We start from the raw sequence: 24,126 nt of genomic DNA, 5'->3' as shown, positions 1-24,126 counted from the left end.
TTCACGTCGGCCGCCCGTGCGGCCGATGGCCCGTGCGGCCGACGCGGACGCCTCCGCCTCCGCCTCCGCCTCCGGCGCGGGACCGGCTGCTCGGCGCCGCGCCGCTTGCCTAGTCCGTCGACGTCGTCTTCAGCGCCAGCCACAGCTCCATCCGGACATCCGGGTCGTCCAGGGAACGTCCGAGGATCTCCTCCACCCGCCGCATCCGGTAGCGCAGGGTGTGCCGGTGGACGCCCAGGTCGGCCGCCGCCGCGTCCCACTGGCCGTGGCGGGAGAGCCAGGCCCGCAGGGAGGCCACGAGGTCGCCGCGGCCGGTCGCGTCGTGTTCGTGCAGGGCGCGCAGCAGGCCGTCCGCGAACGCCTTCACCGCGTCGTCCGCGAGAAGGGGCAGCACGGAACCCGCCGCGAGCTGCTCGTGCTCCACGAAGACCCGGCCCCGGCGCCGCGCGACGGACAGCGCCTGCTCGGCCTGCTTGTACGCCGCCGCCGCCGCGATCGGCCCGGCCGGCGCGGACAGGCCCACGACGAGTCCGTCCTCGTCGCCGGACTCGGGTCCGGCGCCCCCGGCCGCCCGCGCATTCTCCAGCGAGGCCGTGTACCGCGCGCACGCCTCCGCGGCCGCGCCCCCGTCCGCGACCAGGGCCACCAGCCGGTCGCCCTCGGGCACCACCAGCACGGCCTCCCCGGCCCGGGCGGCCGCCGACTCGACGACCTCGGTGAGCCCGTCGAAGGGGTCGCCGCCCCCGTCGGCCGCGGCCGGCGCCGGCGTCGCGTCGGCGACGATCACCCGGAACGGGGCGTCGAGCAGCCCGCCGTACAGGTCCCCGGCGACGGCCCGCGCGTGGTCCGGTTCGCCCGCCAGCAGCATGCCCAGCACCGCCGCGCCGATCCGCTGCTGCGCCGCGTGCAGCGAGCGCGAGCGTTCGGTGGTCAGGGTGAGCAGCGCGATGGCCGAGTGGACGGCGTACCGCTCGGCGGTGCCGAGAGCGGAGGCGGTGCCGACCGCGAGCGCGGCGCGCGGGCGCCGGCCGGTGCCCAGCGAGTGCAGCTCGACCCGGTCGTCGTGCCGGTCGTCGGGTCCGGAGCGCTCCGGACCCCCGCCGCCGCCCACCACCGCGGAGGCCGGGGCCGGCCGCTCCCGCAGCCGCTCCACCTCCGCCGTGAGCCGCCCCGCCCGCCGGCCCGCCCACTCCGGCGCGGCTCCCACGACGGCACCCGAGGCGTCGTACAGGGCCGCCCACCCGTCGACCTGCGCGGCGAGCGCGCGGAGCAGCCCCTGCGGGCCGTCCGTCAGCGCCTGCTTCGTCAGCTCGCGCTGGGCCGCGAACCCTGCCGTGACCGCCCGGTACTGGTCGGCCGCGATCGCCGCCGACACCGCCTTGCTGATGGCGAGGAAGGGCGTGCGGCGCGGCACCTCCAGCAGGGGCAGGCCCTCCTCCTCGGCCGCGTCCACGAGGGCCTTCGGGATGTCCTCGTAGTTGACGCCGACGGCGAAGCCGAGCCCGACCACCCCGGCCTTGGCCAGCCGCCGCACATAGCGCCGCATGGCCTCCGGGTCCTCGGCGTCCAGCTTGAGCGCGGTGATCAGCAGCAGCTCCCCGCCCTCCATGTACGGCACGGGGTCCGCGAGCTCGCTGACGTGCGCCCAGCGCACCGGCACGTCCAGACGGTCCTCGCCGGCCCGCACGGTCAGTTTCAGCGCCGAGTGGTGGACGAGCGAGGCGAGCGTGGGGGGCATGGGGCCTTCAGGTCGGGGGAGTCATCGGCGGCGTGATCTTTTGGCCGCCGCGTATGAACGGTCTCTCCCGATTCTGCCTCACTGTACGGACCGTGGACGCGTCTTCAGCCCCGCAGGTCCACCAGCAGCGGTGGCGCGTGCTCGCCCCGCACATCGGACAGGGACAGCACCGCGTGGCCGGGCGGCACCTCGTGCGCCAGCCGGGACGCCGACCACCGCTCCCGCTCCACCTGGCGCACGGTCACCGCGTCCGTGGTCACCGCCTTGCCGGTGACGAGCTTGCGCAGGGCGTGGATGGCGCGGGTCATCGGCTGGTCGGCGAAGACGGTGTGCTGGGCGACCTCGGTGGTCTCCACCCACTCGGTGCCCCAGGTCTGCGCGAACCGGCTGCCGTCCCAGGTGGTGATGCCGGAGAACGCCATCCGGCAGCCGACGGCCCCGTACAGCGGACCGTGCAGCGCCTCCGGGACGTCGCCGACGGAGCGCAGGGCGAGCACCACGCCCGCGTTCTGCGAGCGCAGCCGCTGGAGCCGGCGCACCGACCCCTCGGTGACCGTTCCCGTCGCGTCGTCCAGGACAAGACAGGCGAAGTGGTCGCGCCGCTCCCGTACGACGGTGTGGAACTGGGCGAGGACCAGCCGGGTGATCAGCCGGGAGGCCTCCTCGTGACCGCGCTCGGGCAGGTCGACGCGGACCCGCAGCGGGTGGTGGGCGACGGCGCGCAGCGAGAACGCCCGGTGTGCGTTGCTGCCGCCGCCGAAGAACTCCGCGAACACCGGACGGTCGAGCAGCGCCAGCCGGTCGGCGAGGGCCCGGCCCGCGTCGCCCGGGGCCCCCGTCTGCCGGACCCGCGCCTCCAGCTCACGGCGCATCACCTCGTCGCCGGCCACGGCCTCCCGCAGCGCGGACAGCGCGGCCGGTTCGCCCTCCAGGAGCTCGCGCAGCTCGGGCAGCGTGGGGAAGCACCCGTGCGCGCTCCGGTAGGGGCCCAGCACCTGGGCGAGCGCCGTGGTCGCGCTCTGGCCGCTCACCGTGTCGAGGTCGCCGACCAGCGCCTCGGCGAGGATCGAGGCCGCCTCGTCCGGGTCCTCGGACTCCGCGTACGGGTCCAGGTCGTGCACGGAGGAGGGGTCTCCGATCCCGACGATCACGTCGAACGCGGAGTCGGAGCCGAGCGGGCCGCCCCCGGGCGACGACACCGCGACGACGGCGCACGCCCCGGTGAGCGCCTGAAGGGCCAGCGCCTCGGTCAGCGGCTCGACCAAAGTCCGGGTCTTGCCCGATCCGGACGGCCCGACCGCGAGCAGCGAGGTGCCCAGCACGTCCGGGCCGAGCGCGGCGCCCGCGTCGTGATAGCTGACCGGGGTGCGTTCGGCGGCGACCCAGCGGCCGACCCGCACCTGCCCGGTGAGCAGATCGTGGCGCGCGGTGCGCCGGGGCAGGTCGCGGGCGCCGGAGGGGTGGGTCCAGGCCGCCCCGCCATGGCGCAGCACGGTGTCCCGGAAGTCCGCGATCCCCGCCGTCCAGGCCCGTCGCACGCGTGCGCAGTCCACGTCGTTCATCCGGCCGGCGGCGACCTCGGCGGTCAGCAGCTCGGCCGCCTCGTACTGCCCCGCGTCCCGCAGCTCGGGCCACTGGGCGCGCGGCAGCTCGGCCGCGGGCACGGCCCGGCCGGGCTCGGCCCGCCGGGCGGCGAGTCGTTCCTGCACGTACGGCCACCAGCCGCCGACCTTCGCGAACGGCCACACCACCAGCAGCGTGATGACCGTGTACAGCGCGTTCGTGAACAGGGGGGAGGCGAACAGCTCGTAGCTGCCGGAGATCAGGACGATCAGTGAGAACAGCGGGTCGATGACGGGCAGGGAGTCCCAGCCGACCCCGAAGGCGCCGGGGAAGACGAAGCTGAGGGTGGCGAGCGCGCCCAGCAGGGCGACGAGAGCCCGCGCGGGCTGCGGACGGCGGCCCACGAAGTGCCGCACGGCGTGCGCCCAGCTGCCCAGCCGGCCCATCGCGCAGACGAGGACGGCGAAGAACAGGCCGTCGTAGACCACCCGCGCCTCGGCGCCCTCCATGGACTTCGGGGACGCGATCGTGCCGCCCCACCACCAGTCGTCCGGGGTGAACAGCCGCAGCAGGGTGAACTGGTACGGCAGGCCGCCCCGGCGCCACAGCGACCACAGGACCAGCGCGACCACCAGCGGGACCAGCATGCCGACCACCGTCACCGGCGCGAGCCGCTCCGTCGCCCGGGCCGCTTTCGGCGGCCGGTACCCGAAGCGCCAGATCCCCGTCCCGGCCGTGGGGCGCGCCTCGTCGAGCCAGTCGGCGACGGCGGACGCGGCCCGCGGGGAGTGCCCGGGGGCAGGCGGTACGCCCGGCGCCCGGTCCGGCCGCGGTGGCGTCGACGGCGGCCGCGCCGGCCCCGCCGGGCGCGGCACGGGATTCGCCTGCGTACCCCGCGCGTCCTGCGTCCCGTCGCTGTCCATCGCCCCTGCCCCCTGACCAGCCGTTCCGTCCACCATCAGCGAGTCAATCTAACGCGCCCGCAAGGGGAGTTCACCGCTTACGCGGCCGGGCCTGTGACGATCACCGTCCGGCGGCACTGTCCATGACGGACAAGCCGCCCCGCCGACACCGCCCACATGGAGCATGCCCACCCTCCACTCCCCGTCCTAGCCTGCGAGAAAAGAACGAAAGTGTCCGCAAAACCCCAGGAGCCCCTCATGACCGCCCTTCCGCAGGAGCGCCGCGTCGTCACCGCCATCCCCGGCCCGAAGTCGCAGGAACTCCAGGCCCGCCGTACCGCCGCGGTCGCGGCCGGTGTCGGTTCGGTGCTCCCCGTCTTCACCACGCGCGCGGGCGGCGGCATCATCGAGGACGTCGACGGCAACCGCCTGATCGACTTCGGCTCCGGCATCGCCGTGACGTCCGTCGGCGCCTCGGCCGAGGCCGTGGTGCGCCGGGCCACCGCCCAGCTCGCCGACTTCACCCACACCTGTTTCATGGTCACCCCCTACGAGGGCTACGTGGCGGTGGCCGAGGCCCTCGCCGAGCTCACCCCGGGTGACCACGCCAAGAAGTCCGCGCTGTTCAACAGCGGTGCCGAGGCCGTCGAGAACGCCGTCAAGATCGCGCGTTCGTACACCAAGCGGCAGGCGGTCGTCGTCTTCGACCACGGCTACCACGGCCGCACCAACCTCACCATGGCGCTGACGGCGAAGAACATGCCGTACAAGCACGGCTTCGGCCCGTTCGCGCCCGAGGTCTACCGCGTCCCGGTCGCCTACGGCTACCGCTGGCCCACCGGCGCCGAGAACGCCGGCTCCGAGGCCGCCGCGCAGGCGATCGACGAGATCACCAAGCAGGTCGGCGCGGACAACGTGGCCGCGATCATCATCGAGCCGGTGCTCGGCGAGGGCGGCTTCATCGAGCCCGCCAAGGGCTTCCTTCCGGCCATCAGCAAGTTCGCGTCCGACAACGGCATCGTCTTCGTGGCCGACGAGATCCAGTCCGGCTTCTGCCGCACCGGCCAGTGGTTCGCCTGCGAGGACGAGGGCATCGTCCCGGACCTGATCACGACGGCGAAGGGCATCGCGGGCGGTCTGCCGCTCGCCGCGGTGACCGGCCGCGCCGAGATCATGGACGCCGCGCACGCGGGCGGCCTGGGCGGCACCTACGGCGGCAACCCGGTCGCCTGCGCGGGCGCGCTCGGTGCCATCGAGACGATGAAGGAGCTCGACCTCAACGCCCGGGCGAAGCACATCGAGGCCGTCATGAAGGGCCGCCTCGCCGCCATGGCGGAGAAGTTCGAGATCATCGGCGACATCCGCGGACGTGGCGCGATGATCGCGATCGAGCTGGTCAAGGACCGGACGACGAAGGAGCCGAACCCCGAGGCGACCGGCGCGCTGGCCAAGGCCTGCCACCAGGAGGGCCTGCTGGTCCTGACCTGTGGCACCTACGGCAACGTGCTGCGCTTCCTGCCGCCGCTGGTCATCGGCGAGGACCTGCTCAACGAGGGCCTCGACATCATCGAGCAGGCTTTCGCGCGCATCTGAGCCCAGGCACCGCACAGCTGATTCCCATCGGCCGCAGAGCGTGTGAAGAAGGTGTGCGAGGAGGATGGCGGGACGGGATTCGGCCTGTCGTACCGCCTGCCTCTGCCGTAGGTTCTCACCAGATGAGAGATACACCCCGTCCACAGGGGACTGTGGACGGATCCAGGCCGGGGCCTCCCCAGCTTCGACCTGGTCGTGCCCTCGCGCACACAACCGGAGCTTCCGGCTTCGGATCTCCACACCGATCGGACGGCCGCCCGCCCCAAACCCCCCGGGGCGGCCGGCACTCCGGTCCGGACGGCCACCCCGGAACCACCCCCCCCTGTTCCGGGGTGGCCGACCTCCTTCTCTGGTGCAGACCACGGAAAAGCAGACCCCGGATCCGATCCGGGGTCTTTTTTCGATCCGGGCTTTCGATCCGGGTTCCTTTTCCGCCGTCCGGCCACCCCTGACAAGCTGGGGCCCATGCCGTCCCGCCCGTCCCGCCCCACCCGCGCCGTTCTCGGCCTCCTGCCGCCCGCCCTGCTCTTCGCGCTGATCACCTGGCAGGTCGCCGCCGACGGCCCGCTGCTGCGCCCGGACGAGCGCCTCAGCCGCGCCCTCGTCCATCCCGACCGGGCCTCCGAGCTGCTGGCCGACCTGGGCGGGATACAGGTCGCGGTGCCTGTCCTGGTGCTGGTCGCCGGGTATGCGGCGTGGCGGGGGAGAGCGGCGGGCGGGGCGCGGTGGTGGGTGCCGTCCCTCGCCGCGCTCGCCGTGATGGTGCTGGTGCCGCTGATCGTCGTCCCGCTGAAGATATGGACCGACCGCCCGGGTACGCCCGCCGTGCCCCCGGCCACCGGCTACTACCCCTCCGGGCACACGGCGACGGCGGCCGTCGCCTACGGTGCGGCGGCGCTGGTCCTGCTGCCGTGGCTGCGCACCGCGTCCGCCCGCCGGCTGACCCTCGCGACGAGCGCCCTGCTCGTCCTGGCCGTGTCGTTCGGGCTGGTCAGGCGCGGCTACCACTGGCCGCTGGACGTCGTGGCGAGCTGGTGTCTGTGCGCGGTGCTGCTCGGTGCGCTGTGGCTCCTCCTGGAACGCGAGCGGCGGGCGCGGGAGCGGCTGCGGACGGCAGCGGGGCGACCGTGCCAAACCGGCGCACCCCGGCCGTCCACCCGTACGACTCGGACAAGCGACCCTTCGGCCTCCCGCCCCTACCGTGGAGCACGAAAGCCACAGGACACCCCCTAAGCGGAAGGGCCGGGACTCGCAATGCCCCAGGAAAAGAATGTGGGGGCCACCCACGCCTTCTGGCTGGCCGGCCGCCAGGTCACCGGCGAGGACAGCTTCGACGTCACCTCGCCGTGGGACGGCCGTCTCGTCGGCAAGGTCAGCGTGCCCACGGACGCGCAGGTCGAGGAGGCCGTGGCCGCCGCGTACGCCGTGCGGGACGAGTTCGCCGCCACCCCGGCCCATGTGCGCGCCGCCGCCCTCGACCACGTCAGCAAGCGGCTCGTCGAGCGCACCGAGGAGATCGCCCGGCTGATCTCTGCCGAGAACGGCAAGCCGATCAAGTGGGCGCGCGGCGAGGTCGGCCGAGCCGTCTCCGTGTTCCGCTTCGCCGCCGAGGAGGCCCGGCGGTTCAACGGCGGCGAGGCCCAGCGCCTCGACACCGACGCCGGCGGCCAGGGGCGGCTCGCCCTCACCCGGCGCTTCCCGAAGGGGGTCGTGCTCGGCATCGCGCCGTTCAACTTCCCGCTGAACCTGTGCGCCCACAAGATCGCCCCGGCCATCGCGGCCGGCGCGCCGATCATCCTCAAGCCGGCCCCGGCAACCCCGCTGTCCGGCCTGATCATCGGTGACCTGCTCGCCGAGACCGAGCTGCCGGCCGGCTCCTGGAGCATCCTGCCGGTCTCCAACGACCGCATGCCCGCCCTCGTCCAGGACGAGCGGCTGCCGGTCATCTCCTTCACCGGCTCCGAGAAGGTCGGCTACGCGATCATGGACTCGGTGCCGCGCAAGCACTGCACCCTGGAGCTGGGCGGCAACGGCGCGGCCGTCGTCCTCGGCGACTTCGCGAGCGACGCCGACCTCGACTGGGCCGCCGGCCGCATCGCGACCTTCTCCAACTACCAGGGCGGCCAGTCCTGCATCTCCGTGCAGCGGGTCATCGCGGACGCCTCCGTGTACGACCGGCTGCTGCCGCGCATCGTCGCCGCCGTCGAGGCGCAGGTCACCGGCGACCCCTCCGACGACAGGACGGACGTGGGCCCGCTGGTCAGCGAGGACGCGGCCAAGCGCGTCGAGACCTGGGTGGACGAGGCCGTCGCGGCGGGCGCCTCGCTCCTCGCGGGCGGCAAGCGCGACGGCGCCTCCTACGCGCCGACCGTCCTCACCGACGTACCGGCGGACACCACCCTCGCCTGCGAGGAGGTCTTCGGACCGGTCCTCACCGTGACGAAGGTGGACGGCGAGGCCGAGGCCTTCGCCGCCGTCAACTCCTCCAAGTACGGCCTCCAGGCGGGCGTGTTCACGCACGACGTCCAGGTCGCCTTCCGCGCCCACCGCGCGCTGGAGGTCGGCGGTGTCATCGTCGGCGACGTGCCGTCCTACCGCGCCGACCAGATGCCGTACGGCGGTGCCAAGCAGTCCGGCGTGGGGCGCGAGGGCGTGCGGTTCGCGATGGACGACTACACGTACGAGCGGGTGCTGGTCCTCACCGGACTCGCCCTCTAGCTCATGGGAACCATTTTCATATAGGCTCCCCGAAGGGGTCCGGCACCGATGCCTTCCGGTGCCGGACCCCTTCTTCGTACCGGCTTCCTCCGGACCCTCAACCGGAGAAGCCGACATGCGCCAGCCGCAGTGGGCCGCGCAGTCCGATGCGCAGATCGTGGACGCCCCCGGCGGTGAGGGCCGCGTCGACGGTGAGGTGGTCGTACGGTCCCGGCGTGGGCGGGGCGAGCGTCAGCGTGGCCAGGACCGGCCCGCCGTCGAGCGACAGTTCCACGGTGCCCGAGCCGGCCGCCGTCACCGTCACGCCCGTCGTGCCGGTGCCGAAGTCGCAGGCCCGGTAGATCAGTTCGCCCGTCCCGCCCGCCACCGGCGTCACCGCGTCGCCCGACACCTTCGTCCGGTCGACGATCTCGACGCCGCTCTGCTCGTCGAAGTCGGCGGCCTCCAGACCGCGTCGGCGGACCGGGCGCGGGGCGGACGGTTCGCCCTCCAGCGTGACGGTCGTCCGCAGCCGGACGTCCGCGCTGGACGCGCCGACCAGCAGGTCGTACGGGCCGGACTCCAGACGCCACCGGCCCTGCGCCACGTCCCAGAAGGCGAAGGCGGACAGCGGCACGTCGAAGGAGAGCTCCGCGCTCGCGCCCGGGGCGAGCGTGACACGGCGGTGGTCCAGCAGCTCGCGGCGCGGCCGGGTGACCGAGGGGTCCACGGCACGGGTGTAGAGCTGGGCGACCTCGTCGGCCGTCAGATCCCCGGTGTTGGTGACCGTGCAGGAGACGTGCGCCGTGCCCTCCTCGATCCGCACCGCCAGGTCCGCGTAGGAGAACGAGGCGTACGACAGGCCGTGCCCGAACGGGAACAGCGGGGTGCCCTCGAAGTAGAGGTACGTCTGACGGGCGCCGATCACGTCGTAGTCGAGGAGGTCGGGCAGATCGGCGTCGCCTGCGTACCAGGTCTGCGGGAGGCGTCCGGCCGGGGAGACGTCACCGGCCAGCACCCGCGCGAGAGCGGTGCCCGCGGCCTGGCCGCCGTGCGCCGTCCACAGCACCGCGGACAGCGGGCCCGGCTCGATCGCGTACGGATACGCCGACACCAGGGCCAGCACCGTGCGCGCGTTCGCCGCCCGGGCGGCCGCCAGCAGCCGCTCCTGGTGGGCCGGCAGCCGCAGCGTGGTGCGGTCCTCGGTCTCCCGGCCGTTGATGTGCGGGTCGTTGCCCGCCACGACCACCACCACGTCGGCCCCGGCAGTGACGCGGGTCACTGCGTCCTCGCCGGATTCGACGACGATGACCTCGACGACCTCGGGATTCTCCTCGTCCGGCCCGGCAACCCGGACGCCGTCGGCGGCGACACAGACATGGCGACCCGTACCCAGATGCAGCAGGAGGTGACCGTTCCCTTGGGTGTTCCCGGCTGGGTTCCCGTCGGCGTCCGCACGCGGTTCCAGGCGGAACGTCTCCTGGACGACCCAGCCGCCGGGCTGGTCGGCGGAGGCGCGCAGGTAGCCGTCCTCGGCGACGGAGAGGTAGCGCCCGTCGGGCGCGCGCAGGGTCAGCACGCCCTCGCCCCAGTCGACGAGCGCGAGTTCCGTACCGGTCGGGTCCGTGGTCAGCGGCGGGAGATCGGTGCGGCCCGCGAGCAGCGCCGGGTCGAGGGCGCCCTCGGCGCCGCGCACCTCGTCGGTGGCCTCGGGGGCGGTGGGGACCTTCAGGAACGTGCCCGCGGAGGTCTTGAGCAGGACCCGGTCCACGCCCTCCGCGAACTCCACGCGCTCGGCACCGAACCGCTCGTACAGGCCCTCCAGCGGGGTGGAGCGGTGCAGCAGCGTGCCGCTGTACCAGTCGAGCTTGCACTCGTCGGCGAGCAGGCCGACCACCGCGATCCGGGTGTCGGCGGCCAGGGGCAGCACACCGTCGTTGCGCAGCAGGACGATCGCCTGCTCGGCGGCCTCCCCGGCGAGCGTGCGATGGGCCGGGGAGTCGAACTCGCCGGTGCCGGCGTGCGGGTCGTAGTGCGGGTCGAACTCGCCCAGCCGGAAGCGGACCGAGAGCTGGCGGCGGACCGCCGCGTCGACGTCGGCCGGGGTCAGCAGGCCCTGCTCCAGAGCCCCCTCGACCCGCGCGACGATCTTCGAGCTGTCGGTGCCGTGGTCGGTGAAGCTGTCCACGCCGGCCACGAGCGCGGCCGCCGTCGCCTCCTCGTGGGTGTCGAAGTAGTGCTCGGAGTCCACCAGGTTGGAGGGCGCGCCCGCGTCCGAGCAGACCAGCAGCTCCTCGTCGGTCCAGGCGCGCAGATGCTCGCGCAGATACGGCGAGACATGGTTGGGGCGGCCGTTGACCAGGTTGTACGCCGGCATCACCCCGGCCACCGCGCCCGCCTCGACGCATCCGCGGAAGGCGCGCAGATCGTACTCGTGCAGCACGCGCGGGCGGACCGAGGACGAGGTGACGTCCCGGCCGGTCTCGTTGTTGTGGGCCAGCCAGTGCTTGAGGACCGGGGCCGTGCGCCAGTACGTCGGATGATCACCGCGCAGACCGTGCGTGTAGGCGGTGGCGATGGCGGAGGTCAGCCGGGGGTCCTCGGAGTAGCCCTCCTCGTTGCGGCCCCACAGGGGGTGGCGCAGCAGGTTGACGGTGGGGGACCAGACGTTCAGGCCCACCCGCTCGTCGCGGGCGCGCATCGCCCGGACCTCCTTGGACACCGCCTCGCCGACCCGGCGCACCAGGTCGGTGTTCCAGGTCGCGCCCAGTCCCACGGCCTGCGGGAACACCGTCGCCGGGCCCATCCAGGCGACGCCGTGCAGCGCCTCCTGGCCGGTGCGGAAGGCGGCGATGCCGAGCCGCTCTACGGCGGGTGCGAACTGGTGCAGGAAGGAGACCTTCTCCTCGGGGGTCAGCCGGGACAGCAGATCGTCGATGCGCTTCGCGAACGGCAGCTGCGGATCGCGGAAAGGCGGCGTGGGCGGCGTGTGTGCGGTCACGTGGGGATCCCTTTGCGGTGGAGCGGGGAGGCTCTTTCGAAGCGCTTCGATGCTCATTCGACGGTGGGTCGGGTGTCAAGGGGACTTCACCGCTATTTCAAGCAGCACATACGGAGAGGTCACCCCTGATACCTCGGAGGAATGTTGGGAGCGACCCTTGTGCACCCCAGGGTGTTCACTTAACCTCGCAGCAACATCGAAGCGCTTCGACTGAGAAATATCGAAACATCGTCGGAGGACTGCTTCAGCTCAGCCAGTTCCACTCGAGACACCGCAGCCGACGGCCACCGCCGGGTGTCCTGGTGCGCCATGAAGGGTTGACGCAATGACGCCGAACGCCGCTTCCGCCTCCTCCGGCCCGAGCCGGAGAAGCTTCCTCGCCTCGACGGCGGTCGCCACCGCCGCGGTGGCCGGAGGGATGCCGTTGCTTGCCGCCTGCGGCGGTACGGACAGCGGCTCGCGCGACGGCACCACGTCGGGCAAGGACGCGAAGAAGATCCTGCCCGCCTACGTGGCCAGCAACGTGGTGACGCCCGACATCCCGTCCAAGAACGGGTCCTCGGTCGGCTTCAGCAGCAAGCTCGACCTCGCCACCCTGAAGACCTCGGTGCCGAAGAAGCTCGGCAAGGGCGGCAAGGTGACCGTGATGTCGCCGTTCTGGGGCTCCCCGCCGAAGGGCGACAACGCCTACTACACGGCGATGAACGCCCTCATCGGCGTCGACGTCGTCTGGCAGAACCAGGACGGCAACACCTACGACCAGAAGCTCGGCGCCGTGCTCGCCTCCAGCGACGTGCCGGACGTGGTGGTCGTCCCCGGCTGGAACATGGGCGGCAAGATACCCAGCGCCATCCTCGGCAAGTTCGCCGACCTGGGCCCGTACCTGTCCGGCGACAAGGTCAAGGAGTACCCGAACCTCGCGGCGATCCCGACCGACGCCTGGCAGCGCTCCCTCTTCGGCGGCAAGCTGCGCGGTCTGCCGATGCCGTCGTCCTACGTCACCAACATCGTGCCCTTCTACCGCAAGGACCTCTTCGACAAGAACGGCTACGAGGTCCCGACGACGACGGACGAGTTCACCGCCCTGGCCAAGGAGATCACCAACGCCAAGGCCAAGGTGTGGGCCTGCGGCGACATGAAGTGGACCGCGTTCAACAGCTTCGGGGTCCCGTCCGGCGGGGAGAAGCCGCTCGGCTGGATCCTCGAGGGCGGCAAGCTCGTCAACCGCGTCGAGCTGGATTCCTACCTCGAGGCGCTGGAGTGGACGCGCAAGCTGTTCGCCGCCGGCTACGTGCACCCGGACTTCAAGCTGGGCAAGAGCCAGGCCGTCGACCCGAGCACCAAGTTCGCCGCCGGTGAGTTCCTCATCTACAACAACGACATCTCCAGCTGGTACGGGCAGCAGGCCTCGCAGGCCGCGCAGAACCCGGACTTCCGGATCTGGGGCATGGACATCTTCGGCCACGGCGGCGCCGACCCGGTCATCTACGCCACCCAGCCGGCCAACATCTTCGCCTTCGTCAACAAGAAGGCCTCCGAGGCCGTCATCCGCGATGTGCTGGCCGTCGCCAATGTCACCGCCGCCCCGTACGGCACCAAGGAGTACATGCTCACCAACTACGGGGTGGAGGGCACGCACTACAGCGTCAAGGACGGGGTGCCCGTCAAGAACGACAAGGGCAACCAGGAGGTCCTCAACGCCTTCGTGATGGTCGCGAGCCCGGCGTCGACCATCGCCCACCCCGACTTCCCGGACATCGCCAAGGGCCAGGTCGAGTGGCAGCAGCGGATGGGCGCCTTCACCAAGAAGTCGGCCTTCTACGGCATGCAGATCACCGAGCCCAGCCGCTGGACCAACCTCTCCAACAACTTCGAGCAGCTGGAGGACGACATCGTCCGCGGCCGCAAGAAGATCAGCGACATGCAGGCGGCCGTCTCCGACTGGAAGAAGAAGGGCGGCGACGAGCTGCGCGCCTGGTACCAGAAGCTGCTCGACGACAACGGCACGGCGACGAGCTGACGGCAGCGAGGCAAGGAGAACGGCCGTGTCGCACAGCACGGTGCCTCGGAGCAGGGCCGAGGCCGACGAGTCGGGAAAGACCCCGGTGGCGCCCGGCGGCGCCACCGGCCCCCAGGGGAAACGGTCCTCCGGGAAGCTGGGTCTGTGGGTCAGGCTCAGACGGGACCGCGTCCTGCTGCTGATGACGCTCCCGGCGGTCGTCCTCATCCTGCTCTTCAACTACGTGCCGATCCTCGGCAACGTGGTCGCCTTCCAGGACTACGACCCCTACATCAGCGACAACGGGATCGTCGCCATCTTCCACAGCCCCTGGGTGGGCCTGGAGAACTTCCAGCGGCTCTTCGAGGACTCGGCCTTCTGGGAGGCCGTCCGGAACACCCTGGTGCTGTTCTTCCTCCAGCTGGTGCTGTACTTCCCGATCCCGATCATGCTCGCGCTGCTCATCAACAGCGTGGTCAGGCCCCGGATCCGGGCGGTGTCGCAGGCGATCCTCTACCTGCCGCACTTCTTCTCCTGGGTGCTGGTCATCGCCGTGTTCCAACAGCTGTTCGGCGGCGCGGGGATCCTCTCCCAGCTGCTGCGGCAGCACGGGTACGACGGCATCGACATCATGACCGACCCGGAGACCTTCAAGTTCCTGATCACCGCGCAGAGCGTCTGGAAGGACGCCGGCTGGGGCATCATCGTCTTCCTCGCCGCGCTGGCCTCGGTCAACCCCGACCTGTACGAGGCGGCCGCGATGGACGGCGCGAACCGCTGGCGCCGGATGTGGCACGTGACGCTGCCGGCCCTGCGCCCGGTGATCGCGCTGCTGCTGGTGCTGCGGGTGGGCGACGCGCTGACCGTCGGCTTCGAACAGATCCTGCTCCAGCGCGACGCGGTCGGACCAGGGGCGTCGGAGGTCCTCGACACCTTCGTGTGGTGGAACGGCGTCCGCAACCAGGACTTCGGCTACGCGGCCGCCGCCGGTCTGATCAAGGGCGTCATCAGCCTCGGCCTGGTGCTCGTCGCGAACAAGGTGGCCCATCTGATGGGCGAGCAGGGGGTGTACCAGAAGTGACCGCCGTGATCGACAAAACCGTGCGCACACCCGGCCGCTGGGCGGCGCCGCCGCGGCCCGTGTGGGAGGAGGAGCCCAGCAGGGCCGGCCTCGCGGGCAAGGGCATCGCCCTGGCCTTCGCCTGCCTGGCGATCCTCTTCCCGCTGTGGATCGTCCTCGTCACCAGCCTCTCCTCACGGAAGACCATCGACGAGGCCGGCGGGCTGGTGATGGTGCCCAAGGGGATCACCTTCATCGCCTACCGGGAACTGCTCAGCGGCGGACAGGTCACCCGCGCCGCGGTCATCAGCGTCCTGATCACCCTCGTCGGCACGCTCTTCTCGATGGGCGTCTCCGTCCTGTGCGCCTACGGCCTCTCCCGCTCGGGCTCGTTCGGGCACCGCTGGATCCTGATGATCCTGCTGGCGACGATGTTCTTCAGCGCGGGCCTGATCCCCACCTACCTGCTGGTGCAGTCCCTGGGCCTGATGGACACCTACCTCGCGCTGATCCTCCCGAGCGCGATCAGCGTGTTCAACATCCTGGTCCTGCGCGGCTTCTTCATGGGGATCTCGCAGGAACTCATCGACAGCGCGCGGATCGACGGCGCGGGGGACTTCCGCATCCTCTGGCAGATCGTCATGCCGCTGTCGAGGGCGGTGCTGGCCGTCATCACGCTGTTCTACGCCGTCGGGTACTGGAGCGCCTGGTTCAACGCGTCGCTGTACCTCAACGACCAGGACATGATGCCGCTGCAGAACGTCATGATCCAGCTGGTGCAGAAGCAGGAGGCACCGGTCGGGCTGGGGCAGGCGATCAAGACGGGGCAGCTGTCGGGGCTGGCCGTGCAGATGGCGGTCATGGTGATGGCCCTGCTGCCGGTGGCGGTGTTGTCGCCGTTCGTCCAGAAGCACTTCAAGAAGGGGATGCTCACGGGGGCGGTCAAGGGCTGAAGTCCCCTTCCGGGGCGAGGAGCGCCGGACCGTCGTCCTTCGGCCGCGGGCGGGTGGGGGCTGATCGCGCGGTTCCCCGCGCCCCCAGGGGGTCGCAGTCACCCGGCGCCCCTCCTCCCCCTCAGCCGCAGGCAGTCGTGCCGGTGGGGCGGCGCGGGGCGAGTGGCCCCACCCCGGCCGGCACCAGCACACGGCACCGAACGAACCCCAGGCCCACGACCCCCCTGCGAGGTACCTCATGCACATGCCCTCCCCAAGCCGCCGCGCGCTCCTCGCCGGAACGGCGGCCGCCGCCGCGCTCACCGCCCTCCCCGCCGGGCAGGCAACCGCGGCCACCGGCGACAGCACCCCCGCCTACCGCTGGCGCAACGCCGTGATCGGGGGCACCGGATTCGTCACCGGTGTGCTGTTCCATCCGGCCGTCCGAGGGCTCGCCTACGCCCGTACCGACATCGGCGGCGCCTACCGCTGGGACGACCGCGCCGCCCGCTGGACCCCGCTCACCGACCACCTCGGGTGGGACGACTGGAACCTGCTCGGCGTGGAGGCCCTCGCCGTCGACCCCGCGCACCCGGACCGCGTCTACCTCGCCCTCGGCACCTACGCCCAGTCCTGGGCCGGCAACGGAGCCGTCCTGCGCTCCGAGGACCGCGGCGCCACCTGGACCCGCAGCGACCTCACCGTGAAGCTCGGCGGCAACGAGGACGGCCGGGGCGCGGGGGAGCGGCTGCTGGTCGATCCGCGGGACAGCGACATCCTGTGGCTGGGGACCCGGCACGACGGGCTCCTCAGGTCCACCGACCGGGGCGCCACCTGGGCGGCCGCCACCGGCTTCCCGGGTACCCCGAGCGCGAGCGGCCAGGGCGTCACCCTTCTCGTCGCCGCCGGCCGCACCCTCTACGCCGGCTGGGGCGACTCCGACGGGACGAGCGCCAACCTGTACCGGACCGCCGACGGCACCACCTGGGAGGCCGTCCCCGGCCGGCCCACCGGCAGCTCCGCCAAGGTGCCCGTCCGCGCCGCCCACGACCGCCACACCCGCGAGCTGTACGTGACGTACGCCGACGCACCCGGCCCCAACGGCCAGGCGGACGGCAGCGTGCACAAGCTGGCGACCGCGACCGGCAGGTGGACCGACGTCACCCCGGCCCGGCCCGCGGCCGGTGACACCTTCGGCTACGGCGGCGTCGCCGTGGACGCCCGGCGCCCCGGCACCGTCGTCGTCTCCACCAACAACCGCTGGTCGGCGGTGGACACCCTGTACCGGACCACGGACGGCGGCCGCACCTGGACGTCGCTCAAGGACACGGCGGTCCTCGACGTGTCCGAGACCCCCTTCCTCACCTTCGGCACCGACGCGCCCAAGTTCGGCTGGTGGATCCAGGCCGTCGCCGTCGACCCGTACGACTCGAAGCACGTCGTCTTCGGCACCGGCGCCACGCTCTACGGCACCCGGGACCTGAAGCACTGGGCCCCGCAGATCCGCGGCCTGGAGGAGACCTCCGTACGGCAGCTGATCTCGCCCCCGACCGGACAGGCGCACCTGATCAGCGGCCTCGGGGACGTCGGGGTGATGTACCACGAGCGGCTCACCGCCTCGCCGTCCCGGGGAATGGCGACGAACCCCGTGTTCGGGACGGTCACGGGACTCGCGCAGGCCGCGGACCGGCCGTCGTACGTCGTCCGCACTGGCTGGGGCGACCACGGCAACGGCGCGTGGTCGGCCGACGGCGGCAGATCCTGGGCGCCCTTCGCGGCCCAGCCCGCCCTCGCCAAGGACGCACCGGGGCCCATCGCCACGAACACCGACGGCAGCGTCCTGCTGTGGACCTTCGTGCACTGGGACGGCACCAAGTACCCCGCCCAGCGCTCCGCGGACAACGGGGCGACCTGGTCCGAGGTCTCCACCTTCCCCAAGGGCGCCACCCCGCTCGCCGACCCGGCCGACCCGGCACGCTTCTACGCGTACGACACCGACACGGGAACCCTGTTCGCCAGTACCGACGCCGGCCTGACCTTCACCGCGCGGGCGGGCGGACTGCCCTCCGGCGACAGTCAGTTCCAGCTGGCAGCGGCCCCGGGGCGCTCCGGCGACCTGTGGCTGAGCACCAAGTGGAACGGCCTGTACCGATCCACCGACGGCGGTGCGAGCTTCGCCGGGCTGACCAGCTGCTGGGCCTCGTACACCGTCGCGTTCGGCAAGGCCGCCGACGGCGCCGCGTACCCGGCGGTCTACCAGGTCGGCTCCACGGAGGCGATCACCGCCGTGTACCGCTCCGACGACGGCGCGCGGAGCTGGGTGCGGATCAACGACGACCGGCACCAGTGGGGCTGGATCGGCGCGACCATCGCCGCCGACCCGCGGATCCACGGCCGGGTGTACATCGCCACCAACGGCCGGGGCATCCAGTACGGGGAGCCCGCCCGATGACCGCCCTCGACCGGCCCTCTCTCGCCGACGCCACCCGCGGCCGCATCCTCTTCGGCGGCGACTACAACCCCGAGCAGTGGCCCGAGGAGACCTGGCACGAGGACGTCCGGCTCATGCGGGACGCCGGCGTCAACTCGGTCACCCTCGGTGTCTTCTCCTGGTCCAGGCTCGAACCCGAGCCGGGCGCACGGGAGTTCGGCTGGCTCGACACGCTGATGGACCTGATGCACGCGAACGGCATCGGCGTCGTCCTCGCCACCCCCACCTCCGCCCCGCCCCCGTGGCTGGGCCGGCTGTACCCGGACACCCTGCCCCGCGACGAGAACGGCGACGTCGAGTGGTGGGGCGGACGGCAGCACTTCTCGCACTCCAGCGCCACCTACCGCCGGCACGCCGCCGCCATCACCGAGGACCTGGCCGCCCGCTACGGCGGCCACCCCGCCCTCACGATGTGGCACATCAACAACGAGTACTGCACGGCCGATCACGGCGACGAGGCGGCCGTCGCCTTCCGCCGCTGGCTGCGCGAGAAGTACGGCACCCTGGACGCCCTCAACACCGCCTGGGGCACGGACTTCTGGAGCCAGGGCTACGACAGCTGGGAGACGGTTCTACCGGCTCGCCGTGCCCACTACCTGAAGAACCCCACTCAGGTGCTGGACTTCAGGCGCTTCACCTCCGACATGCTTCTGGAGTGCTACCTCGCCGAGCGTGACATCGTCGCCCGGCACACCCCGCACATCCCGGTCACCACCAACTTCATGCCGCTCTTCTTCGGCCAGGACGCCTGGCGCTGGGCCGAGGAGGAGGACGTCGTCTCCGTCGACCTCTACCCCGATCCGCGCGACCCGCTGGGCGCCCAGCACGGGGCACTCGTGCAGGACCTGACCCGTTCCCAGGCGCGCGGCCCCTGGATGCTGATGGAACAGGCGGCAGGACCGGTCAACTGGCGCGGGGTGAACCACCCCAAGCCGCGCGGTCTCAACCGCCTCTGGTCCCTGCAGGCCGTGGCCCGCGGCGCGGACGCCGTCTGCTACTTCCAGTGGCGCCAGTCCCGCCAGGGCGCCGAGAAGTTCCACTCCGGGATGGTCAGCCACGCGGGGGAGCGGGGCCGTACCTTCCAGGAGGTCAAGCAGCTGGGCGCCGAACTCGCCCGGATCGGCGGTGAGGTGACGGGCAGTCGCATCACCGCGGACGTCGCGATCCTGCACGACTGGCACGCCTGGTGGGCCGGCGCCCAGGACGGCCGCCCCTCCACCCACGTCGACCACCCGGCCGTCCTGCACGCCTGGCACCGCGCCCTGTGGGAGAGCCGGCTCACCACCGACTTCGCCCACCCCGGGCACGACCTCGGCGGCTATCGGCTGGTCGTCGTCCCCCAGCTGTACGCACTGACGGACGCGGCGATCGACAACCTGCTGGCCTACGTCCGTGGCGGCGGCACCCTCGTGGCCGGCTTCCTGACCGGCGTGGCCGACGAGGACGACCGGGTCCGCCCCGGCGGGATGGACCCCCGCCTGCGCGAGCTGTTCGGCATCCGCACCCTGCACGAGTGGTGGCCCCTGGAGGCGGGGGAGCACGTCGAGACCGACGGCTTCCGCGGGACCCTGTGGTCGGAGGAGCTGGAAGCCGAACCGGACGCGGTGGAAACCCGCTACAAGGGCGGCGAACTCGACGGCCTGCCCGCCGTCCTGCGCCGCGACCGCGCCTGGTACGTCTCCACCCTCCCCGAGCCCGCGGCCTTGCGCGCGCTGCTCGCCGGCATCGCCGCCGACGCGGGCGCCCGGCCCGTCCTCGAAGGTCTCCCGCCGGAAGTCGAGGCCGTACGCCGGGGTGAGCTGCTGTTCCTTCTCCACCACGGCCGGGAGCCGGTGACCGTCCGGCTCCCGGGCACCCACCACGACCTGCTGACCGGGACCTCCCGCACGGACGAGATCACGCTGGGCCGCTACGGCGTGGTGGTGTTGCGCTCATGACCGACGCCTCTTCGCGTGCGCACCCCGGCCTCCCGGGCACCGACCGTCCCGTGCACGCGACCCACGAGTACCGGCCCGCCGACCGCTGGGAGGACGCCTTCCTCAGCGGCAACGGCCGGCACGGCACCCTCACGTTCGGCGATCCGTACGACGACCGGGTCGTCGTCACCCACCACACCCTGGTCCGCCCCAACGGCGCCGAACATGCCCGTCCGCCCGAACTCGCCGCCGAACTCCCGGCCCTGCAGGACAAGTTGCTGGCCGGAGAGTGGGAGGCCGCCGAGAGCTTCACCGACCACCGGCCCCTGCAATGGGTCCAGCCCTTCCACCCGGCCTTCCAGATACGGCTGAGAGCCACCTCGGACGAGCCGCGCCACCACCACCTGCGGACCGTCGACTTCACCACCGGCGAGGCCACCGCCACCTGCGCGGGAGGCACCAGCCGGGTCTTCGTCTCCCGCGCCGACGACGTGATCGTCCAGCGGGTCACCGGTCTCGACCTGGACATCTGGCTGGACCACCGGCTGCCGGGCGCACCCGCCGGCCTCGCCGTCGGCCAGGGGTCCGTCCTCACCCCGGAGGGCGCCCTGCTCACCCTGCGCGCCCGCTATCCCGACAGCGACCGGGCCTACACGGGCGTGACCCTCGTCGTCGTCACCGGCGGCCGCACCCTGCTCGCCCACCCCGGCGTGCGGGTCACCGACGCGGAGTCCGTGCTGCTGCTCACCCGCGTCCGCAGACACACCGGCGAACTGGACGTCACCGGGGAACAGCGCGCCCTGGGTGAGCTGCCGCAGCTCTACGACGACCTGCTCGCCCGTCACCTCCCCCTGCACCGCACCGCCTACGAGCGCGTCACCCTCGACCTCCACGCCGAGCCGGAGGAGCGCGGGCTCCCCGGCTCCGGGCTGCTGGAACGCCCCCGCAGCAGGGCGCTGCTCGAGCGGCTCTTCGCGGCGGGGCGCTACCACCTCCTCTCCTCCTCCGGCCTCAACCCGCCCCGCCTGCCGGGACTGTGGACCGGCGACTGGGACACCGCCTGGGCCGGGGCGTTCACCAACGACGCCAACGTCAACCTCCAGACGGCCTCCGCCGCGGCCGCCGCGCTCCCCGAAGTCACCGACGCGCTGGCCTCCCTCGTCCACCGGCAGCTCGACGACTGGCGGGAGAACGCCCGCGCGGTCTTCGGCGCCCGGGGCGCGGTCGCGCCCGCGCACTCCGACGGCGAGTCCGGGCTGACGTACCACTTCAGCCGCGAATACCCGCTCCACCTGTGGACGGCAGGCGCCGACTGGCTGCTCAAACCCCTCGTCGACCACGACGAGACCCGCGGCGGACGCGACCCGCGCACCGCCGCCGCCCTCGCCGAAGTCGCCCGGTTCTACGAGGACTTCCTCACCCGTACCGATCCCGACGACCCCGAGGGGCCGCTCGTCGTCGTCCCCTCCTACTCGCCGGAGAACCGGCCCACGGGCGGCAGCTGGGGCGCGGTGAACGCGGCCATGGACCTCTCGGCGGCCCGGCACGCACTGCTCACCGCCGCCGCGTACCACCCGGACGTCCCCGAGCGGGCCGGCCGCTGGAGGGCCCTCGCCGACCGCCTCCCGCCGCACCGGATCAACGCCGACGGCGCCCTCGCCGAATGGGCCAGGCCCGGACTCGACGACACCTACGACCACCGCCACCTGAGCCACCTCTACGGCGTCTGGCCCCTCGACGAGATCAACCCCTACGACACCCCGGAGCCGGCCGCCGCCGCCCGTCGCGCCCTCGAACTGCGCGGCGCCGAGAACGACTCCGCGCACGGCCACCTGCACCACGCGCTGATCGCGGCCCGTCTCCGGGACGGACGGCGGGTCGCCCACGCCGTCGGCGAGGTCCTGGACGGCGACTTCTTCCACGCCTCCCTGATGAGCGCCCACTACCCCCGCCGCGACGTGTACAACGCCGACGCCGCGCACACCCTCCCCGCCGTGCTGATCGAGATGCTCGTCCAGTCGACCCCCGACCGGCTGGTCCTGCTGCCGGCGCTGCCCCCGGCGCTCCCGTCGGGTGAACTGCGGGGCGTGCGCACCCGGTTCGGCGCCGAACTCGACCTCTCCTGGGGTCCCGACGGCAGTCGGGCCGTCCTGCGGCCGCGGCGCGGTCACCGCATCGAAGTCCGGACTTCCTCCGGCGGCGCATCGCCGCTCGACCTGGTCGCCGGAGAAGACCACGTCCTCACCTCGGGGACGTGGTGACTCCCCCCACCCATGGAAGGGACACCATGGCAACACGTACGTCGAGCAGGGTAGGCAAGGCCCTGCTGGCCCCGGCGCTCGCCCTCGGCGCGACCGTCGGACTCGCCGCCGCCCCCGCCCAGGCCGCCGTCTGGAACTCCTGCGACCAGTGGGGCAACACCAGCCTGAACGGCTACACGCTCTACAACAACATCTGGGGCTCCGGCGCCGGCAGCCAGTGCGTCTGGGCCAACTCCGGTACCAACTGGGGCGTCTGGGCCAACCACCCCAACACCGGCGGCATCAAGTCGTACCCCAACTCCAAGAAGGTGATCAACAAGACGATCACCTCGCTCGGTTCGCTGTCCAGCAGCTACAACGTCACGGTCCCGTCGTCCGGCGCCTACAACACGTCGTACGACATCTGGGACACGGACTACGACTACGAGATCATGCTCTGGGTGAACTACAACGGCGCCGTCGGCCCGCTCGGCACCTCGCAGGGCAACGTCACCCTCGGCGGCCACACCTGGACCGTCTACAAGGGCAGCAACGGCGCGAACGAGGTGTTCTCGTTCCTGCGCACGTCCGACTCCTCGTCCGGCACCGTCAGCATCCTGCCGATCCTGAAGTGGATCAAGGACACGAAGGGCTGGTTCGGCAACGAGACCATCGGTGACGTGCAGTTCGGATACGAGATCACCTCGTCCTCGGGCGGGCTGGACTTCGTGACCAACAACCTCACCGTCAGCAGCAGCTGACGTCGGGGCCGGGGCCGGCCGGCGTTCCTACGCCCGGTCGACCTCGGCCCGCAGCGCGTTGTAGCCGGCGAAGGCCGAGTCGACGTCGGCGCGGGTCAGGCCGTACCGGGACAGGTCGTAGCTGTGCGGCCGGGCACCCCTGGGCCGGGAGGCGATCGCCGGGAGCCGGGCCGCGTCGGCGTCGGTCCAGCGGGCGCCGACGGCCGCGTAGAGCTTCGGCGCGCCGGCGGCCGGATCGGAGCCCAGCCAGGAGTACGGGACGTCCACGAGCGCCTCGCGGGCGACGGCGGACCGGGCCGCGAGGCCGCGCCGCACCGAGCGGCTCAGCAGTTCCAGCCAGGTGGCCCCGAGGGTGTGCAGGTCGACGGGGCGCGCGGTGATGGCCATCCCGTGCTCGATCAGGCTGCAGAAGGACGCCACGACGGCGGCCGGGTCGCGGTGGGTCCACACCAGGGTGGCGTCCGGGAAGACCGTGAGCAGCGCGTCGAGGTTCCCGGTGTGCAGGGGCGACTTCAGCACCCAGCGGCGGCGGGGCCGGCCGTACTGGAGCACCTGGTAGATCTGCTTGAGGTACGCGTAGTCGGGGACGTAGTCCCGCTCGTCGAGCGCGGCCCGGTAGGCCGGGATGCGGGCCTGGGACAGCGGCATGACGGTGTGCGGGAGGGCGAACGTGCACTCCTCGGGGCCCTCGGCGACCAGCGGGTGGATGTCACGGTAGCGCGGGGCGAACAGGTCGATGCCGCCGACCATCAGACGCGCGGCGGTGACCGCCTTCCCGCGCCGCTCGGCCGGTCCCTCCAGGTCCGGTGTCAGTAACTCCCACAACAGGGGACATCGGTGCTGCTCCGAGAGGGACAGCACGCCGTGCGTCAGGGTGGTGGCGGTGCGTGGCAGACCCACCACGAACACCGGCCTCTCGATGGGCTCCCGGGCGATCCCGGGGTGCTCGGCGACGAGCCGCCGGACCCGGGCGCGGTTGGCGAGATGCCTGCGGACATGGCCCTGCGCGGACCACCAGCCGACCGGCGTGAGGTTCTCGTCCCGGGACCAGTGGCGCAGCAGCAGCCGGAGGTCGTCGACGAACCGCTGATCGCCGTCGGCCTGTCCGGCCCCGGCGAGGAGACGGCCGAAGACGCGGTCGGGGGTGCGCCGGGAGCCGTGGCCCGGCCGGAGCAGCAGATTGGCCAGGGTGAGGGCGAGCGGGGGTGAGGACATGGGCGGGACACCCTTCGA

At 72.4% G+C, this 24,126-nt stretch carries 14 protein-coding genes; 10 read left to right on the top strand and 4 right to left on the bottom strand.

What is annotated here, in order from left to right; translation table 11 throughout:
• Nucleotides 1–109 precede the first annotated feature (109 nt).
• Together OG933_RS13275 and OG933_RS13270 are read right to left on the bottom strand one after the other, a co-directional pair.
• Complete coding sequence (locus tag OG933_RS13275) at nt 110–1,738, bottom strand: PucR family transcriptional regulator (protein ID WP_405627220.1); 1,629 nt, start codon at nt 1,736–1,738, stop codon at nt 110–112.
• A gap of 104 nt (nt 1,739–1,842) precedes the next feature.
• The gene (locus OG933_RS13270; RefSeq protein WP_405627219.1) at nt 1,843–4,224 is read right to left on the bottom strand and encodes an ATP/GTP-binding protein; all 2,382 of its coding nucleotides are present in this window, start codon (nt 4,222–4,224) and stop codon (nt 1,843–1,845) included.
• Between the two features lie 237 nt (nt 4,225–4,461).
• Here OG933_RS13270 and gabT point away from each other — a divergent pair, with 237 nt between their 5' ends.
• From gabT to OG933_RS13255, 3 genes are all read left to right on the top strand, one after another.
• The gene (gene gabT, locus OG933_RS13265) at nt 4,462–5,796 is read left to right on the top strand and encodes a 4-aminobutyrate--2-oxoglutarate transaminase (RefSeq protein WP_327185336.1); all 1,335 of its coding nucleotides are present in this window, start codon (nt 4,462–4,464) and stop codon (nt 5,794–5,796) included.
• A gap of 465 nt (nt 5,797–6,261) precedes the next feature.
• On the top strand, nt 6,262–7,029 hold the full coding sequence (locus OG933_RS13260; protein ID WP_405627218.1) for a phosphatase PAP2 family protein: 768 nt from the start codon (nt 6,262–6,264) through the stop codon (nt 7,027–7,029).
• Nucleotides 7,030–7,068: 39 nt separating this feature from the next.
• On the top strand, nt 7,069–8,514 hold the full coding sequence (locus OG933_RS13255; RefSeq protein ID WP_327185338.1) for an aldehyde dehydrogenase family protein: 1,446 nt from the start codon (nt 7,069–7,071) through the stop codon (nt 8,512–8,514).
• Nucleotides 8,515–8,611: 97 nt separating this feature from the next.
• Here OG933_RS13255 and OG933_RS13250 read toward each other — a convergent pair whose 3' ends face one another.
• On the bottom strand, nt 8,612–11,494 hold the full coding sequence (locus OG933_RS13250; protein ID WP_405627216.1) for a glycoside hydrolase family 3 C-terminal domain-containing protein: 2,883 nt from the start codon (nt 11,492–11,494) through the stop codon (nt 8,612–8,614).
• A 325-nt stretch (nt 11,495–11,819) separates the two neighbouring features.
• On the opposite strand from OG933_RS13250, the gene OG933_RS13245 reads away from it, so the two are divergent.
• The 7 genes from OG933_RS13245 to OG933_RS13215 all read left to right on the top strand — a co-directional run bounded on the left by OG933_RS13245 (nt 11,820) and on the right by OG933_RS13215 (nt 22,893).
• Nucleotides 11,820–13,514: an extracellular solute-binding protein gene (locus OG933_RS13245; RefSeq protein WP_327185340.1), complete on the top strand. Its 1,695-nt coding sequence runs from the start codon at nt 11,820–11,822 to the stop codon at nt 13,512–13,514.
• 25 nt (nt 13,515–13,539) lie between these two features.
• Nucleotides 13,540–14,574 carry an ABC transporter permease gene (locus OG933_RS13240; protein ID WP_405627215.1) on the top strand — a complete coding sequence of 345 codons (1,035 nt, stop codon included), beginning with the start codon at nt 13,540–13,542 and terminating at the stop codon, nt 14,572–14,574.
• Nucleotides 14,571–15,506 carry a carbohydrate ABC transporter permease gene (locus OG933_RS13235; RefSeq protein WP_267018191.1) on the top strand — a complete coding sequence of 312 codons (936 nt, stop codon included), beginning with the start codon at nt 14,571–14,573 and terminating at the stop codon, nt 15,504–15,506. The genes OG933_RS13240 and OG933_RS13235 overlap by 4 nt, the downstream gene beginning before the upstream one ends.
• A gap of 238 nt (nt 15,507–15,744) precedes the next feature.
• Nucleotides 15,745–17,937 carry a WD40/YVTN/BNR-like repeat-containing protein gene (locus OG933_RS13230; protein WP_405627213.1) on the top strand — a complete coding sequence of 731 codons (2,193 nt, stop codon included), beginning with the start codon at nt 15,745–15,747 and terminating at the stop codon, nt 17,935–17,937.
• Nucleotides 17,934–19,913: a beta-galactosidase gene (locus OG933_RS13225; RefSeq protein WP_405627211.1), complete on the top strand. Its 1,980-nt coding sequence runs from the start codon at nt 17,934–17,936 to the stop codon at nt 19,911–19,913. The genes OG933_RS13230 and OG933_RS13225 overlap by 4 nt, the downstream gene beginning before the upstream one ends.
• Nucleotides 19,910–22,153, top strand: coding sequence for a glycosyl hydrolase family 95 catalytic domain-containing protein (locus tag OG933_RS13220; RefSeq protein ID WP_405627209.1), 2,244 nt, complete (start codon nt 19,910–19,912; stop codon nt 22,151–22,153). Before OG933_RS13225 ends, OG933_RS13220 begins: the two co-directional genes overlap by 4 nt.
• Before the next feature lie 26 nt (nt 22,154–22,179).
• Nucleotides 22,180–22,893, top strand: a complete 714-nt coding sequence (locus OG933_RS13215) for a GH12 family glycosyl hydrolase domain-containing protein (protein WP_362527550.1) — start codon at nt 22,180–22,182, stop codon at nt 22,891–22,893.
• Nucleotides 22,894–22,920: 27 nt separating this feature from the next.
• Here OG933_RS13215 and OG933_RS13210 read toward each other — a convergent pair whose 3' ends face one another.
• Nucleotides 22,921–24,108, bottom strand: a complete 1,188-nt coding sequence (locus OG933_RS13210) for a sulfotransferase family protein (RefSeq protein WP_405627206.1) — start codon at nt 24,106–24,108, stop codon at nt 22,921–22,923.
• Nucleotides 24,109–24,126 lie beyond the last annotated feature (18 nt).

The sequence above is a fragment of the Streptomyces sp. NBC_00016 genome, from assembly GCF_045040885.1.
Taxonomy (GTDB): domain Bacteria; phylum Actinomycetota; class Actinomycetes; order Streptomycetales; family Streptomycetaceae; genus Streptomyces; species Streptomyces coriariae.
Note: the sequence above shows the minus strand (reverse complement) of the source record. Positions and strands in the feature narration are given on the sequence as shown.

Excerpts from the sequence above, each read along its gene's own strand:
- OG933_RS13275 (WP_405627220.1), bottom strand. The coding sequence starts at position 1,738 with ATGCCCCCCACGCTCGCCTCGCTCGTCCACCACTCGGCGCTGAAACTG.
- OG933_RS13270 (WP_405627219.1), bottom strand. The coding sequence starts at position 4,224 with ATGGACAGCGACGGGACGCAGGACGCGCGGGGTACGCAGGCGAATCCC.
- gabT (WP_327185336.1), top strand. The coding sequence starts at position 4,462 with ATGACCGCCCTTCCGCAGGAGCGCCGCGTCGTCACCGCCATCCCCGGC.
- OG933_RS13260 (WP_405627218.1), top strand. The coding sequence starts at position 6,262 with ATGCCGTCCCGCCCGTCCCGCCCCACCCGCGCCGTTCTCGGCCTCCTG.
- OG933_RS13245 (WP_327185340.1), top strand. The coding sequence starts at position 11,820 with ATGACGCCGAACGCCGCTTCCGCCTCCTCCGGCCCGAGCCGGAGAAGC.
- OG933_RS13230 (WP_405627213.1), top strand. The coding sequence starts at position 15,745 with ATGCACATGCCCTCCCCAAGCCGCCGCGCGCTCCTCGCCGGAACGGCG.
- OG933_RS13225 (WP_405627211.1), top strand. The coding sequence starts at position 17,934 with ATGACCGCCCTCGACCGGCCCTCTCTCGCCGACGCCACCCGCGGCCGC.
- OG933_RS13220 (WP_405627209.1), top strand. The coding sequence starts at position 19,910 with ATGACCGACGCCTCTTCGCGTGCGCACCCCGGCCTCCCGGGCACCGAC.
- OG933_RS13215 (WP_362527550.1), top strand. The coding sequence starts at position 22,180 with ATGGCAACACGTACGTCGAGCAGGGTAGGCAAGGCCCTGCTGGCCCCG.
- OG933_RS13210 (WP_405627206.1), bottom strand. The coding sequence starts at position 24,108 with ATGTCCTCACCCCCGCTCGCCCTCACCCTGGCCAATCTGCTGCTCCGG.